Origin of the sequence: Hydrogenophaga sp. A37, assembly GCF_002001205.1 — a bacterium.
GTDB lineage: Bacteria > Pseudomonadota > Gammaproteobacteria > Burkholderiales > Burkholderiaceae_C > Hydrogenophaga.
The window spans coordinates 19,096-33,556 of the sequence record NZ_MUNZ01000193.1 but is presented as its reverse complement, the minus strand read 5'-3'; the positions used below and the strand labels follow the sequence as shown (position 1 = coordinate 33,556).

14 protein-coding genes are annotated in these 14,461 nt (G+C 65.7%); 10 read left to right on the top strand and 4 right to left on the bottom strand.

Annotation, left to right across the window (positions count from 1 at the left end):
- Nucleotide 1 precedes the first annotated feature (1 nt).
- The 6 genes from B0E41_RS26025 (at nucleotide 2) to lapB (ending at nucleotide 6,664) form a co-directional block, all read left to right on the top strand.
- Complete coding sequence (locus B0E41_RS26025) at nucleotides 2-901, top strand: prephenate dehydrogenase/arogenate dehydrogenase family protein (protein WP_077336027.1); 900 nt, start codon at nucleotides 2-4, stop codon at nucleotides 899-901.
- A 16-nt stretch (nucleotides 902-917) separates the two neighbouring features.
- The gene (locus B0E41_RS26020; RefSeq protein WP_077336025.1) at nucleotides 918-2,936 is read left to right on the top strand and encodes a bifunctional 3-phosphoshikimate 1-carboxyvinyltransferase/cytidylate kinase; all 2,019 of its coding nucleotides are present in this window, start codon (nucleotides 918-920) and stop codon (nucleotides 2,934-2,936) included.
- 183 nt (nucleotides 2,937-3,119) lie between these two features.
- A complete protein-coding gene (rpsA, locus tag B0E41_RS26015) occupies nucleotides 3,120-4,802 on the top strand; it encodes a 30S ribosomal protein S1 (RefSeq protein ID WP_077336023.1) in 1,683 nt (560 codons plus the stop codon).
- A 52-nt stretch (nucleotides 4,803-4,854) separates the two neighbouring features.
- The gene (locus B0E41_RS26010; protein WP_290440869.1) at nucleotides 4,855-5,205 is read left to right on the top strand and encodes an integration host factor subunit beta; all 351 of its coding nucleotides are present in this window, start codon (nucleotides 4,855-4,857) and stop codon (nucleotides 5,203-5,205) included.
- A gap of 33 nt (nucleotides 5,206-5,238) precedes the next feature.
- A complete protein-coding gene (locus B0E41_RS26005) occupies nucleotides 5,239-5,535 on the top strand; it encodes a lipopolysaccharide assembly protein LapA domain-containing protein (protein WP_077336019.1) in 297 nt (98 codons plus the stop codon).
- Nucleotides 5,525-6,664: a lipopolysaccharide assembly protein LapB gene (lapB, locus tag B0E41_RS26000; protein WP_077336017.1), complete on the top strand. Its 1,140-nt coding sequence runs from the start codon at nucleotides 5,525-5,527 to the stop codon at nucleotides 6,662-6,664. The genes B0E41_RS26005 and lapB overlap by 11 nt, the downstream gene beginning before the upstream one ends.
- 105 nt (nucleotides 6,665-6,769) lie before the next feature.
- Here the strand turns inward: lapB and B0E41_RS25995 are convergent, their stop codons facing one another.
- Nucleotides 6,770-7,459 carry a hypothetical protein gene (locus tag B0E41_RS25995; protein WP_077336015.1) on the bottom strand — a complete coding sequence of 230 codons (690 nt, stop codon included), beginning with the start codon at nucleotides 7,457-7,459 and terminating at the stop codon, nucleotides 6,770-6,772.
- A 45-nt stretch (nucleotides 7,460-7,504) separates the two neighbouring features.
- On the opposite strand from B0E41_RS25995, the gene B0E41_RS25990 reads away from it, so the two are divergent.
- Nucleotides 7,505-8,767, top strand: coding sequence for an FAD-binding oxidoreductase (locus B0E41_RS25990; RefSeq protein WP_077336013.1), 1,263 nt, complete (start codon nucleotides 7,505-7,507; stop codon nucleotides 8,765-8,767).
- A 6-nt stretch (nucleotides 8,768-8,773) separates the two neighbouring features.
- Here B0E41_RS25990 and B0E41_RS25985 read toward each other — a convergent pair whose 3' ends face one another.
- From B0E41_RS25985 to B0E41_RS25975, 3 genes are read right to left on the bottom strand one after another with little or no spacing between them, the layout of a single operon-like run.
- A complete protein-coding gene (locus B0E41_RS25985; RefSeq protein WP_077336011.1) occupies nucleotides 8,774-10,084 on the bottom strand; it encodes a TRAP transporter large permease subunit in 1,311 nt (436 codons plus the stop codon).
- Nucleotides 10,084-10,656, bottom strand: coding sequence for a TRAP transporter small permease (locus B0E41_RS25980; RefSeq protein ID WP_077336009.1), 573 nt, complete (start codon nucleotides 10,654-10,656; stop codon nucleotides 10,084-10,086). Before B0E41_RS25980 ends, B0E41_RS25985 begins: the two co-directional genes overlap by 1 nt.
- A 9-nt stretch (nucleotides 10,657-10,665) precedes the next feature.
- Entirely contained in the window at nucleotides 10,666-11,640 is a 975-nt protein-coding gene (locus B0E41_RS25975) for a TRAP transporter substrate-binding protein (RefSeq protein WP_077336007.1), read from the bottom strand.
- A 172-nt stretch (nucleotides 11,641-11,812) separates the two neighbouring features.
- Between B0E41_RS25975 and B0E41_RS25970 the strand changes: the two genes are divergently transcribed.
- From B0E41_RS25970 to B0E41_RS25960, 3 genes are all read left to right on the top strand, one after another.
- Nucleotides 11,813-12,361, top strand: a complete 549-nt coding sequence (locus tag B0E41_RS25970) for a winged helix DNA-binding protein (RefSeq protein WP_077336005.1) — start codon at nucleotides 11,813-11,815, stop codon at nucleotides 12,359-12,361.
- Between the two features lie 297 nt (nucleotides 12,362-12,658).
- Nucleotides 12,659-13,414: a 5-oxoprolinase subunit PxpB gene (pxpB, locus tag B0E41_RS25965; RefSeq protein ID WP_077336003.1), complete on the top strand. Its 756-nt coding sequence runs from the start codon at nucleotides 12,659-12,661 to the stop codon at nucleotides 13,412-13,414.
- Nucleotides 13,414-14,451: a biotin-dependent carboxyltransferase family protein gene (locus B0E41_RS25960; RefSeq protein ID WP_077336001.1), complete on the top strand. Its 1,038-nt coding sequence runs from the start codon at nucleotides 13,414-13,416 to the stop codon at nucleotides 14,449-14,451. The genes pxpB and B0E41_RS25960 overlap by 1 nt, the downstream gene beginning before the upstream one ends.
- Nucleotides 14,452-14,461 lie beyond the last annotated feature (10 nt).

Genomic DNA, 14,461 nt, shown 5'->3' with positions numbered 1-14,461 from the left:
CATGGCCACTCCCGCTCCGCTGAAATTCGAACAACTCGGTCTCATCGGCTGCGGCCTGATGGGTGGCTCCTTCGCGCTGGCGTTGAAGAAGGCTGGCTTGGTCAAGCGTGTGGTCGGTTACAGCAAATCGCCCTCCACCACCGAGCGCGCCCGCCAAATGGGTGTGATCGACATTGAGGCCCCGTCGGCGCTGCTGGCCGTGTCTGGCGCCGATCTGGTGCTTGTCGCGGTGCCTGTGGCGGCCACGGAGGCGACGTTCAAGGCCATCCGGCATCTGGTGGGCAACGACACCCTCATCATGGACGTGGGCTCGACCAAGCGCGACGTGGTCGATGCGGCGCGCCGCGTGCTCAAGGACCAAGTGGGTATCTTCGTGCCCGCCCATCCGATCACAGGCAAGGAATTGTCGGGCGTAGAACACGCCGATCCGGACCTGTATGCGGGTCGGCAGGTCATTCTCACGCCCATCGAACGCACGCTCAGCGCCCAGTTGGACAAGGCCAACCGGCTGTGGACCGCACTGGGTTGCCAGGTGCAACAGATGTCGCCCGAAGCGCACGACGCTGCATACGCCGCCGTGAGTCACCTGCCGCACATGATCGCGTTTGCGTTGATGAACGGCATCACAGGGCAAGCCGATGCCAAAGACTTCCTGTCGCTGGCCGGCCCCGGTTTTCGAGACTTCACGCGCATCGCTGCGAGCGACCCCAGTGTCTGGCGCGACATCCTCGCCTCCAACCGGGAAGAGCTGATTGCGCAGTCCAGGCACTTCCAGCGTGCCCTGCATGCCCTTGAAACGGCAATCTCCGCCGGCAACGCCGATGCGCTGGAGTCCTTGATCGAACGGGCCAGCAGCGCCCGCTCCCACTGGCGCATGAGCACCCACAAGCCACAGAGCTGAGCACCAACCGTCGCGCATGTACGCCATTGAACATCTTGATCTTCCGCCATTGAGCAGCGCGGGCGGCACGGTCCGCCTGCCCGGCTCCAAGAGCATTTCCAACCGCGTGCTTTTGCTCGCTGCGCTGAGCGTCGGCCACACCGACATCGCCGATCTTCTGGATTCAGACGACACGCGCGTCATGCTGACGGCTCTGGCACAACTGGGGTGCCGCATCGAACCGCAGGCTGAGGGTGTGCTGCGTGTGCACGGCCTGGGCGGTGCGCTGCCCGTCAAACAGGCGCCACTCTTTCTTGGCAACGCCGGTACAGCCATGCGCCCGCTCACCGCGGCGCTGGCCTTGCTCGCCAGTACCCAGGGCGGGCAGTTTGAACTCAGCGGCGTCGCTCGCATGCACGAGCGCCCCATCGGTGATCTCGTGGATGCATTGCGGCAACTGGGTTGCCCAATTGACTGCACGAGGCAGGAAGGCTACCCGCCACTGCGCCTGGGCAACGGGAAACAACTCGCGCTGAAGCTGGACCAACCGATCCGCGTGCGTGGCGACGTGTCGAGCCAATTCCTTACCGCCCTGCTGCTGGCCTTGCCGTTGGTGGCCACGTCGCACAGCGTGGTCATCGACGTGGTGGGCGAGTTGATCTCCAAGCCTTACATTGAAATCACGCTCAATCTGCTGGAGCGCTTTGGCGTCACGGTGCAGCGCGAAGGTTGGTCGCGCTTCACCATCCCCGCAGGTTGCCAATACCGCGCGCCAGGCCTGATCCATGTCGAAGGCGACGCCTCCTCGGCCAGCTACTTCATTGCGCTGGGCGCCATCGCATCGGCCACACCTGGCACCCAGGGGATCACCATCGAAGGTGTGGGGCTTGCGTCGATCCAGGGCGACATCCGCTTCGTTGAGGCGGCCCGACTGATGGGCGCCGACGTGACGGGTGAAGCCAACCGCCTGCACATCCGGCGCGGCGCCTGGCCGCTCAAAGCCATCGACCTGGATTGCAACCACATCCCCGACGCTGCCATGACGCTGGCCGTTATGGCGCTCTACGCCGACGGCACCACCACCTTGCGCAACATCGCCAGTTGGCGCGTGAAGGAAACCGACCGCATCGCCGCCATGGCGGCCGAGTGCCGCAAGCTCGGCGCCACGATCGAGGAAGGTGCCGACTTCATGCGGATCACGCCGCCCATGCGATGGACCACAGGAAGCATCCACACCTACGACGACCATCGCGTGGCCATGTGCTTCTCGCTCGCGGCCTTCAATCCCGCCAGTCTGCCCGTGCGCATCGAAGACCCGAAGTGCGTGGCCAAGACCTTCCCGGACTACTTCGAAACCCTGTTTGAGGTGAGCCACACCCCGGCCCTGGCCATCCCTGTGATCTGTATTGACGGACCCACGGCCTCCGGTAAGGGAACGCTGGCCTCGGAAGTGGCCCAGCGGCTGGGTTACCAGTTGCTCGACTCGGGTGCCTTGTACCGGGCCACCGCCCTGGCCGCGCAGGACGCGGGCATTGATCTGGACGATCAACCTGCCCTGGCCCGCCTGGCCGCACAGCTTCCCTTGGTGTTCCGCGATCACCGGGTGTACCTCGCGGGCCGCGACATCACCGACCCCTTGCGCCTGGAATCCACCGGCGGCATGGCTTCACGGGTGTCCCAGCATCCAGAGGTGCGATCTGCGCTGCATGGCTTGCAACTGAGCTTCCGGCGCCTGCCCGGACTGGTCGCCGATGGGCGCGACATGGGCACCGTGATCTTCCCGGATGCCCCATTGAAGGTGTATTTGACCGCCAGCGCCGAACAACGCGCCCAGAGGCGGCATAAGCAATTGATTTCAAAGGGAATGACTGCTAAAATCGATGACCTTCTGGAAGATTTGAAGGCCCGCGACCATCGGGACACGTCCCGAGCGCATGCGCCCCTCAAGCCTGCCGAAGATGCTTTGTTGCTGGACAACTCTGAACTGAACATCGAGCAATCGGTGCAGCAGGTCTTGTGTTGGTGGCAAAGCAAAACGGTGTTTTCAGACAACTGAAAACACCGTCCTTGATGGCCCAGACGGCACCGCCGGGCGTTCACTGCCCGCAGGCCGAATGGTTCTTTCACTTAACCCCGCGGTACCGTACCGCAACGTCAACGCCGCCCATCCGTCGATTCAACTGCGCACCGCTCCTAGGGCTGTGTTGCTGTACGACGCTGAGTGGTTTTAGGAAACTGCATGTCTGAATCTTTTGCCGCCCTCTTTGAAGAGTCCCTGAAACGCGCTGAAATGCGCTCGGGCGAAGTCATCACCGCGGAAGTCGTTCGCATCGAACACAACCACGTGGTGGTCAACGCCGGTCTGAAGTCGGAAGCCTATGTGCCGCTCGCCGAATTCAAGAACGATCTGGGCGAACTCGAAGTGCAAGTGGGCGACTTCGTCTCCGTGGCCATCGACTCCGTGGAAAACGGCTTCGGTGACACCCTGCTGTCCCGCGACAAGGCCAAGCGCCTGGCTTCGTGGATGGCCCTGGAAAAGGCCCTGGAATCCGGCGACTTCGTCACCGGCACGACCTCCAGCAAGGTCAAGGGCGGCCTCAAGGTCATGGTCAACGGCATCAGCGCCTTCCTGCCGGGCTCGCTGGTCGACAGCCGTCCGACCAAGGACCTCACGCCTTACGAAAACAAGACCCTGGAATTCAAGGTCATCAAGCTGGACCGCAAGCGCAACAACGTGGTGCTGAGCCGCCGCGCCGTGGTGGAAGCCTCGATGGGCGAAGAGCGCGCCAAGCTGATGGACACGCTGAAGGAAGGCGCCATCGTCAACGGCGTGGTCAAGAACATCACCGAATACGGCGCGTTCGTGGACCTGGGCGGTATCGACGGCCTGCTGCACATCACCGACATGGCCTGGCGCCGTGTCCGTCACCCAAGCGAAGTGGTGACGGCTGGCCAGGAAATCACCGCCAAGATCCTGAAATTCGACACCGAGAAGCACCGCGTTTCCCTGGGTCTGAAGCAGATGGGCGACGATCCATGGATGGGTGTTGGCCGCCGTTACCCGCAAGGCACGCGCATGTTCGGCAAGATCACCAACATTGCCGACTACGGCGCATTTGTTGAACTCGAACCCGGCATCGAAGGCCTGGTGCACGTCTCCGAAATGGACTGGACCAACAAGAACGTGGCCCCGTCCAAGCTGGTGTCGCTGGGCGACGAAGTCGAAGTCATGGTGCTCGACATCGACGAAGACAAGCGCCGCATCTCTCTGGGCATGAAGCAGTGCCGTGCCAACCCCTGGCACGAGTTTGCTGAAGGCACCAAGCGCGGTGACCGCGTCAAGGGCCCAATCAAGTCAATCACCGATTTCGGCGTGTTCGTCGGCTTGGCTGCCGGCATCGACGGCCTCGTGCACCTGTCCGACCTGTCCTGGAACGAAACCGGCGAAGCCGCCGTGCGCAACTTCAAGAAGGGCCAGGAAGTCGAAGCCATTGTGCTGGCCATCGACGTCGAGCGCGAGCGCATCTCCCTGGGCATCAAACAGCTCGACGGCGACCCATTCACCACCTTCGTGTCGGTGAACGACAAGGGCTCCATCGTGACCGGCAAGGTCAAGACCGTGGACGCCAAGGGTGCCGAGATCGATCTGGGCGAAGACGTGCTGGGCTACCTGCGTGCCTCCGAAATCAGCCGTGACCGCGTGGAAGACGCGCGCAATGTGCTGAAAGAAGGCGACGAAGTCACGACCGTGGTGATGAACGTGGATCGCAAGACCCGCAACATCCAGCTGTCGATCAAGGCCAAGGACATGGCGGACCAGAACGAAGCCATGCAGACCCTGAGTCAGCAGTCGGCCCGTGAAAACGCCGGCACCACCAGCCTGGGCGCCCTGCTGCGCGCCAAGCTGGACAACAACAACTGAGAAGCCTGATCAGCGGCTGGCGCACCCCCGTGCGCCAGCCCTGTGATGCGCCATCCAGGCCCGAACACGCGTTGATTCAGACATGACCCGCAGCGACCTCGTCGAAGCACTTTCAGCCAAGTTCAGTCAGCTCACCCACCGTGATGCGGAGTTCGCCGTCAAGGCGATCCTCGACGCCATGGGGGAAGCGCTGGTGAAGGGCCACCGGATTGAAATCCGTGGCTTTGGCAGCTTTTCCGTCAATCGCCGCTCACCGCGCATCGGACGCAACCCGCGTTCGGGCGAAAGCGTGATGATTCCGGAAAAACGCGTACCGCACTTCAAACCGGGCAAAGCCTTGCGCGAACAGGTCGATGCCAAGACGGCCGAGATCCTGGGCCGCGAGCCGAAAAAACCGGACTGATCGCTACAATCATCCCACCACAAAGGGGATGAGTTGAAATACCTGATGTGGCTGCTCAATGCAGCCATTTTTTTTGTTCTGTTCGCCTTCGCGCTGAACAACCAGGCGCCTGTCACGCTGCACCTGTTTTTTGGCGCCAGTTGGCAAGCCCCACTGATCCTGGTGTTGTTGTGCGTGCTGCTGCTGGGCGTGGTGCTGGGGGTTTTAGTGATGTTGCCGCTGTGGCTTCGTGCGCGCAAGCAGCGCCGTCCCGCTCCAACGATTGCGGCTCCGCTGCCCACCGTCCCCGACGCTGTCGGCACACCCACCGCTCCCGCCCATGGATCTTGATCTCACCTGGCTCCTTTGGGGCCTTCCTTTGGCGTTTGCGCTCGGCTGGGTCGCGTCGCGACTGGATCTGCGTCAATGGCGCATGGAAAGCCGGCAGACCCCAAAGGCGTACTTCAGGGGGCTGAACCACCTGCTGAACGAGCAGCAGGACCAGGCCATCGACGCCTTCATCGAAGCGGTCCAGCGCGACCCCGACACCGCCGAGTTGCACTTTGCGCTGGGCAACCTGTTCCGCCGTCGCGGGGACTACGACCGCGCGGTGCGGGTTCACGAACACCTGCTCGCGCGCGCCGACCTCGACCGCAAAGACCGCGACCGTGCCCAGCATGCCTTGGCACTCGATTTTCTGAAAGCCGGTCTGCTCGACCGTGCCGAGTCAGCGCTGCACAAACTCGATGGCTCGGCCTTCGAAGGCGAAGCCCTGCTGGCGCTGCTCGCGATCAGCGAGCGCTCGCGCGACTGGCCGCAAGCCCAGGCGATTGCCCAGCGACTGGAAAACGCCAATCAGGGCAGTTTCAGCCCGCGCCTGTCGCACTACCTGTGCGAAGAAGCCGCGCTGGCCCAAAGCCAAGGCGACGCCACGGAGGGCCTGCGCCTGCTCGGCAAGGCCGTGGACCGGGCGCCTCAACAGGCGCGCGGCTGGCTGGCGCTCTCGGCGCTCAAGGCCCAGCAGGGCGACACCTCGGGTGCCATCGACACCTTGAAAAAAATGGCCAGCGAGGCGCCCCAGGGCATGCCGCTGGCGGCCCAACCGCTGGCCGAGTTATCCAAATTGGTCGGGCGCCAGGCGGAGGCCATTCAGCTGCTGCGATCGGCTCAGGCACACGCCCCCTCACTGGACATCACCGAGGCCCTGGCCAATTTGAGTCCGGATGCGGCGCGCTCCCACTACCTCGCTCACCTGGAACGTGAGCCCTCGCTGGTGATCGCCACGCGATGGCTGGGCGGCGAGACGCTCTCCGACCCCGCCGCCCAGAAGCGTGTTCAGGCGGCCTTGGAACAGGCCAGCGCACCGCTCAAGCGCTACCGTTGCGCGGCCTGCGGCTTCGAGGCGCGGCAGCACTTCTGGCATTGTCCCGGCTGCCAGAGTTGGGACAGCTATCCGGCGCGGCGCGTAGAGGAGCTGTGACCACCCCCGCCACGCTACGCGCGACCCCCTGAAGGGGGCAACGCGGTGCGGCCTGGCAAAGCCAGTTCCGCCGCGTTCTGAGTTTGGCTTCCCCTCTCCGGCGTGTCAGTCATTAGCGCGCTGCTCGTTCCAGGTTCTCAACAGCAAGGTTTCCAGGTCGTGCACAGGCCTCCCCGTCGCCTGCGCCACGGCGTTTCGGTACGGCGGCATGTTGGTGCATTCCAGCACCACCTGTTCCACCTCGGGGTGCTTCGCCACCAATCGAACCGCCGCATCCACCACGTCCTCCGACGCCTGTCGCACATCCAGCACGGTGTCATCGCTCAGGATGCGCGATTGCAGCTCGCACCCTCGCCGCAGCCCCTCCACCGGCGTACCCACCGGGACCCCCGCCCGCCGCAGCAGATCGGCATGCAACGAAGCGGCGTCGAACGTGACGAGGCCGGGCGATGACAGGCCAGCGCATTGCAGCAGGCTGGAGGTGAGCACCGGCACGTCCACCGCCGCCTGCAACTCGGCCTGCCAGCCGGCGAGAAAGCCGCAACTGGTGGTGATGAGCCGGGCGCCCTGAAGGGCCAGCGAACGGGCGGCCTCCACGAAGGGCTCCAGCAGCGCCGGGTCTTGCGTCTGCACCACGCGCCGGGCCGATGCACCCGGCACGGTGACGAATCGCACCGGGATGTCAGCGCGCACCCACGTGGCCGGGCTGCCGATGTCGCCCAGCGGGCGCGGAAAGCGGGTGTCCAGCATGATCACCCCCAGAAATCCGTCGGTCGTGGTCTGCTGGTTCGTCATGGCGATAAGCTGAGGGTGGAACATCAACGAAGGGACCATCGGAGCATGACGCAGGCGAGACTTGGACAACAGGTGGTGGTGCTGGGCGCCGGCATGGTGGGCATCGCCTGCGCGCTCTCGCTGCGCCAGCGCGGCCTGGACGTGACCGTGATCGACCCGCTGGGTCCGGGCGCTGCCACCTCGCACGGCAACGCCGGCGTTTTGTCGCGCAGCTCGCTCATGCCGTTCAACCACCCCCGGCTGTGGTCGCAGTTACCGGGCCTGCTGCGCGGGCGCAGCCCGGGCTTCCGCTACGACCCGCTGTGGATGCTGAGCCAATGGCGTTGGGGTCTGTCGTTCCTGACCCATGCGCGCGAACAGGACTTCCACGAGACCACCATCGCGCTGGATGCCCTCATCCGGCACTCGGGTGAGGTGCACCGCCGGTGGATGGACGCGGCGGGTGTCGCTCATCGCCGCCGCGACGAGGGCTGGCTGTTCCTCTACCGCAGCGAAGCCGGCTTCCAATCGGGCGCTTTCGGGCGCGAGACCCTGGCCCGTTTCGGTGTGGCCACGACCGCGCTGGCGTCGCACGAACTGCACGACCTAGAACCGCACCTCCAGCCCATCTTCCACAAGGCCCTGTGGGTGAAAGACGCGAGTTCGGTGGACAGCCCGGGCGAGCTGGTGCGCGCCTACGCGCGCTGGCTGGTGGAACTCGGCGGGCAGCTGCAGACCACCGAGGCCACGCGCCTGCAACGCGAAAACGATGGCTGGTCCGTCGGCACGGCCAATGGGCGCACCCTGCGCGCGGACCATGTGGTCATCGCACTGGGCCCGTGGTCGCGCGATTTCCTTCGGCAGCAGTTCGGACTGAAGCTGCCGATGGGCTTCGAGCGTGGCTACCACCGGCACTTCACGCCAATCCCAGGCGCGACGCTGAACCGCCCGGTCTACGACACCGCAGCCGGCTACGTGCTCGCGCCCATGGCACAAGGCCTGCGGCTGACCACTGGGGTGGAACTCAACGCGCAACACGCGCCGCCGCGGCCTGCGCAACTCGACGCCGCCGAGCGGGCCGCGCGCGAAGCGCTGACGCTGGGCGAGCGCACCACGGAGCCCGACTGGCTGGGCAGCCGTCCCACCCTGCCCAACAGCCGCCCGATGGTGGGCGAGTGCCCCAGCCAGCCAGGGGTGTGGCTGGCACTGGGGCACCAGCACATCGGGTTCTCCACCGGCCCGGGGACCGGCGAGCTGCTGGCGCAGCTCATGCTGGGCGAAGCGCCGGTGCTGGACCCCGCGCCGTTCAAGCCGCAGCGCTTCCTATGAGCGGGCTCACAGCTCGGCGCCCATGAACCAGTTGGGCAGACCGGTCACGATGCCGGGGAACACGGTGATCAGCACGATGGCCACCAGCATGCAGATGAAGAACGGCACGGTGACCTTGGCGATGCGGTTGCTGTCCACGCCGGTCATGTTCTGCAGCACAAACAGGTTGAAGCCCACAGGCGGCGTGACCTCGGCAATCTCGATCAACAGGATGATGAAGATGCCGAACCACACCAGATCGAACCCGGCCTTCTGGATCATGGGCAGCACCACGGCGCTGGTGAGCACGATCATCGAGATGCCGTCCAGCGCGGTGCCCATCACCAGATAGACCACCACCAAAACGGCGATCAGCTGGTAGGGCGAGAGGTTCATCGCGATCACCTGCTCGGCCAGCTCGCGCGGAATGCCGGTGAAGGCCATGGTCTTGGTGAGGAACGCCGCTCCCGCCAGGATGAACATGATCATGCAGCTCACGCGCGTGGCGCCGGTCAGGCCTTCCCAGAAGTTCTTCCAGGTCAGCTGGCGGCCCGCCGCCGCGATCACCAGCGAGCCCAGCACGCCAAAGGCCGCGCACTCGGTGGCGGTGGCGATGCCGGCGACCAGCACCCAGACGATGAACACGATCAGCAGGCCACAGGGAATCAGGCTGCCGGAGCGGCGCAGTTTCTCCGCCAACGTGGTGGGCGCGTCGGGCGCGGGCACCTGATCGGGGTGGCGCAGGCTCCACCAGGCGATGTAGGCCGAGAACAGTCCCATCAGCATGAAGCCCGGTAGAAAACCGGCCAGAAACAGGCGGATCACGCTCGCGTCCGCCGCCACCGCGTACACCACCATGGTGATGGACGGCGGGATCAGGATGCCCAGCCCGCCGGCCGCGGCGAGCGACCCCAGCGCCAGGTCACGGTTGTAGCCGCGCCGCTCCAGCTCAGGCAGCGCCACCTTGGCGATGGTCGCGCAGGTTGCGGCCGACGAGCCCGACACCGAGCCGAAGATGCCGCAGCCCAGCACGGTGGTGTGCATCAGCCGCCCGGGGATGCGGGACAGCCAGGGCGACAGGCCGTCGAACATCTGCTCCGACAGCCGCGTGCGGTACAGCACCTCGCCCATCCAGATGAACAGTGGCAGTGCCGCCAGCTCCCAGCTGGCGGTGGTTTCCCAGAATGCCGAGAACAGGTTCTTGCCGGGCAAGGTGGTGGTGAAGAACGCCTGCCCCACCCAGCCGACGATGGCCAGCGTCATCGCGATCCAGACCCCGCCCGAGAGCATGAGCAGCATCAGCAGGAGCAGCAAGGCCCCGATTTCCAACAAACCCATCACAGCTCCTCGGAAAAATCGCCGCGGGCGTGCCGCTCTTCGACGCGGGCCACGTAGGTGGGCTTACCTCCGCGGATCACGTTGACGCATTCGTCGAGCACCGCGAGCACCAGGATCGCGGTGCCGATCACGAAGCTCATCTGCGGAATCCAGATCGGAATCGCCACCATGTTGCCGGCAATGTCGTTGAACTCCCAGCTCTCGTAGGTGAAGCGCGCGGCCCAGTAACCGAGGTAGCTGATGGCCACCGCCGCAATGGCCAGCGACAGCACCTCCAGCTGGCGCCGAACGCCGGGCGACACCCACTCCAGCACCAGCGTCACGCGCACGAAGTCGCCATTGCGAAAGCTGTAGGCCATGCCCATGAAAGCAGCGGCGGCACACAGCCAGGCCACCACGTCATTGACCCAGGACACCCGCAACTCCAGCAACCGCCCGGCGGCGGCGTAGAGCATCAGCACGAGAATGGACAACACGCACAGGGCGGCCAGACCACCCCCGAAAGCGTAGAGGGCGTCCAGTGCCCGTCGCAGCGGGCCCGGCGACGGCGAAGTGTCCGATGCGGCGGTCATGCGCAGACCTCAGCGCTTAAAGGCGTCAACCAGCGCCTGGCCTTCGGGGCCGGCTTTCTCGGTCCACTCCTTGAGCATGGTGTCGCCGACCTTCTTCATGTCGGTCTTCAGCGCCGCCGGCGCGGGCAGGATCTGCATGCCACCCGCCTTGAGTTTGTCCAGGCTCTCGGTGTTGGCCACCTTGCTCGCCGCCCAGCCGCGGGTTTCAGCGTCGGCGGCGGCCTTGAGCACCGCGTCCTGCGTCGGCTTGTCCAGCGCCTCGAAGGCCTTCTTGTTCAGGAGCAGCGCGTTCTTGGGCAGCCAAGCCTGGGTGTCGTACCAGTACTTGACATGTTCGTACAGCTTGGCGTCGGCACCGGTGGAGCCGCTGGACATCATGCTTTCCACCATGCTGGTGGCGAAGGCCTGGCTGACTTCGGCGGCCTGGATGGTGACCGGCTGGGCGCCCACGAGATCGGCGATGCGGGCCGTGGCCGGGCTGTACGCACGCCACTTGATGCCCTTGAGATCGGCCGCGCTGTTCAGCGGCTTCTTGCTGTACACGCCCTGTGGCGGCCATGGCACCGCGAACAGCACCATCAAGCCCTGCTCGGCCAGCTTCTTCTCCACCACCGGACGCTGCACCTTCCAGAGCTTGGCCGACTCGTCGTAGCTGTCGGCGAGGAACGGCAGACCGTCAGCGCCGAAGATCTGCCACTCGTTCTGGAAGTTGGCCATCAGGATCTCACCGGCCTGTGCCTGCCCGCCCTGCACCGCGCGCTTGATCTCGGGGGCCTTGAACAGCGAAGCGTTGGCGTGCACCGTGATCTTGAGCTTGCCGCCGCTGGCCTTGTCCACGTCGGCCGCGAACTGGCTGATGTTGACGGTGTGGAAGTTGGTGGCCGGGTAGGCGGTGGCCAGGTCCCACTTGGCCTGGGCGAAGGCCGAGGTCGAAAACGCCATGGCGGCAGCGGTCAGCGAAAGTTGAAATACACGACGTTTCATGGGAGCTCCGGTGGGTGAGGTGGAACGGATCGCAGGCAAACCTGCGCGGAAAGGTGCACAGACTGTAGGCGCCGGGCTGGCGAACTGTGATGGGTGGTTTCCCTTATCGTCAACAAATCGTTGGCAAATCATCAGCAAAAAATCTAAACTCGGCGCCATCGCAGGAGAACCCATGGCCAAGACACCCAAAGCAACAACCACGCCCACCGCCAAGGCACCCGGCTCGCACATCGTGTCGTCGGCACACCTGGTTTCGCCCCAGAGCGCTGAGATGAGCGAGTTCGAGTTCGGCCTGATCGTGGCCAGCAACGCCTTCCACCGCTGGGTGGTGCACTGCATGTCGGCCGCAGGGCTGAAAGACCTGATGCCGCTGGACGTGCTGGTGCTGCACCACGTCTCGCACCGCGCAAGGGACAAGCGCCTGTCCGACATCTGTTTCATCATGAACATCGAGGACACCCACCTCGTCAACTACTCGCTCAAGAAACTGGTGAGCCTGGGCGTGGTGGTGTCCAGCAAGTCGGGCAAGGAGGTGACTTACGCGGCCACCGAAGCCGGCAGCGTGAGCGTGCAGCACTACCGCGAGATCCGCGAGCAATGCCTGATCCAGGCGCTGCACGTCGACGACGCGCTCAACAAGGACATCGGCGAGCTCGCACGCCTGCTGCGCGTGCTCTCGGGCATGTACGACCAGGCGGCGCGGTCCGCGGCTTCATTGTGAACACCCCCGGTACTTTGAAAGCCCCCCTGCGCCGCTTTGCGGCTTCCCCCCGGAGGGGGGACGCAGCTGGTGGCCCGGCGAAGCCGGTTCCACGGCTGCTCTGGGTGGGGGGCACGCGCTCCGGTGAGGTGTGGGCGCTTCCCGCCCTCATCGCTTCGCGTCTCGGGTTTTGTGGCACCTCGGCGAAACAGGGCGGTGTGAGAGGCTCGGCCTTGCTCCCTCGCCCCTCTGGGGAGAGGGCTGGGGTGAGGGGCTGGCGCCAAGCCCAGGCCTCCCTTTTTGCACACCTTCTTGCCTATGAATCCTGACACGCCCCCCCGCCTTCTCGCCCTCGGCGACAGCGCCTGGACGCTGGAGTTCGGCAGCGCCGTTGACCCGGCCATCAACGCCCGCGTGATGGGCCTGGCCGATCGGGTGGCGCAGGCGCGTGCATCGGAGCCGTTGATGGCATCGATCACCGATGTGGTGCCCACCTTCCGCTCGCTCACGGTGCATTACGACCCCATGTTGGCCACCGACGCTGCCGCGCTGGGTGAGCGCCTGCGGGTGCTGGCGCAAGACGGTCATCAGGACATGCAGCCGGGCCGCCTCTGGCACCTGCCGGTGTGTTTCGACGCCGACTTCGCGCCCGATCTTCCCCGGCTCGCCGAAGCCAAGGGCTTGAGTCCGGATCAGGTCATTCAGCACCTGCTTGCCGCCACCTTCCATGTCTACATGCTCGGCTTCCAGCCCGGCTTCCCGTACATGGGCGGCGTGCCGCCCGAGCTGCAGATGCCGCGCCTGCCGACGCCGCGCCAGAAAGTGCCCGCGCAATCGCTGGCCGTGGCGGGCGAAATGTGTGCGGTCTATCCCTGGGAAAGCCCCGGTGGCTGGAACCTGCTGGGCCGCACGCCCGTGGTGTTGTTCGACCTGCGCCACGCCGACCAACCGGCCCTGCTCGCGGCCGGCGATGAGGTGCGGTGCCACGCCGTCGACCGCGTCACGCACGACCGACTGGCCGCCGAGATCGCTCGTGGGCTGCCGCGCGAAACCTTTCTGAAGGCACCCGAGTGATGAACGGCCTGATCGAAATCGCACAACCCGGCATCGGCACCACCGTGCAGGACAGTGGCCGCGCGGGCCACCGGCACCACGGCATGCCGCTCTCCGGTTGGCTCGACGGACCGCTGGCCCGGGCGGCGAACGCCCTGCTCGGCAACCCGTCCGACGCCGCCGTGCTGGAACTGCGTGGCACGGGCACGGTGCTGCGCGTGAAGGCCGGGCCGGTGCGCCTGGCACTCGCTGGCCGCGTCGGCGCCACCTGCCTGCGCGGCGACGGCAGTCGCAGCACCCTGCCCGCCTGGCACAGCGCGACCTTGCGCGACAGCGACCAACTGCTGCTCAGCCCGGCCGAAAGCGGTTGCGCCTACCTCGCGGTGGCCGGCGGTCTGCTCATGGAGCCCCAGCTCGGCAGCCGCTCCAGCTACTGGCGCGCGGGGCTGGCCGGCGTGCTGGGTCGCGCCTTCCGCCCGGGCGACCAGCTGCCCTGTGGCGCCTGGCATCTCACCGACCCGAGGGAATGGCGTTGCCGCTCACCGTGGACCGCGAGCGTGGGCCCGGTGCGCGTGCTGCTGGGCCCACAGCAAGACCATTTCACCGCCGACGCCATCGCGCAGTTCCTCAGTCAGGACTGGGAAGCCACGGCCGCGCAGGACCGCATGGGCCTGCGCTTCAAGGGCGAACCGCTGGCACATGTCAACGCTGCGGCGGCGGACATCGTGTCCGACGGGGTGACGCCCGGCGCGATCCAGGTGCCCGCCAACGGCCAGCCCATCGTGCTGCTTGCCGACGGCCAGACCGTGGGCGGTTACCCCAAGATCGCCACCGTCATCAGCGCCGACCTGCCGCGGCTCGCACACCAGAAGCCCGGCACGCGCGTGCGCTTCGAAACAGTGAACCTGGAACAAGCGCATCGCGCGCTGAAAGACGAACGTGATCGCTGGCAGCGCTGGCTCAGCTCGCGCGAAACCTACCTGCCACCCGGCACCTTGGACGAAACCGCTCTCTACACCTGCAACCTCATCGACGGCATGCAACGCGCCGATCCCTGAAGGAGACACC

Bases quoted from the DNA above. Each gene is read 5' to 3' on its own strand.
- B0E41_RS25995 (WP_077336015.1), bottom strand. From the start codon at position 7,459: ATGACGAACCAGCAGACCACGACCGACGGATTTCTGGGGGTGATCATG.
- B0E41_RS25985 (WP_077336011.1), bottom strand. From the start codon at position 10,084: ATGGGTTTGTTGGAAATCGGGGCCTTGCTGCTCCTGCTGATGCTGCTC.
- B0E41_RS25975 (WP_077336007.1), bottom strand. From the start codon at position 11,640: ATGAAACGTCGTGTATTTCAACTTTCGCTGACCGCTGCCGCCATGGCG.
- B0E41_RS26020 (WP_077336025.1), top strand. From the start codon at position 918: ATGTACGCCATTGAACATCTTGATCTTCCGCCATTGAGCAGCGCGGGC.
- B0E41_RS25970 (WP_077336005.1), top strand. From the start codon at position 11,813: ATGGCCAAGACACCCAAAGCAACAACCACGCCCACCGCCAAGGCACCC.
- B0E41_RS25980 (WP_077336009.1), bottom strand. From the start codon at position 10,656: ATGACCGCCGCATCGGACACTTCGCCGTCGCCGGGCCCGCTGCGACGG.
- B0E41_RS25990 (WP_077336013.1), top strand. From the start codon at position 7,505: ATGACGCAGGCGAGACTTGGACAACAGGTGGTGGTGCTGGGCGCCGGC.
- pxpB (WP_077336003.1), top strand. From the start codon at position 12,659: ATGAATCCTGACACGCCCCCCCGCCTTCTCGCCCTCGGCGACAGCGCC.
- B0E41_RS26025 (WP_077336027.1), top strand. From the start codon at position 2: ATGGCCACTCCCGCTCCGCTGAAATTCGAACAACTCGGTCTCATCGGC.
- lapB (WP_077336017.1), top strand. From the start codon at position 5,525: ATGGATCTTGATCTCACCTGGCTCCTTTGGGGCCTTCCTTTGGCGTTT.
- B0E41_RS25960 (WP_077336001.1), top strand. From the start codon at position 13,414: ATGAACGGCCTGATCGAAATCGCACAACCCGGCATCGGCACCACCGTG.
- rpsA (WP_077336023.1), top strand. From the start codon at position 3,120: ATGTCTGAATCTTTTGCCGCCCTCTTTGAAGAGTCCCTGAAACGCGCT.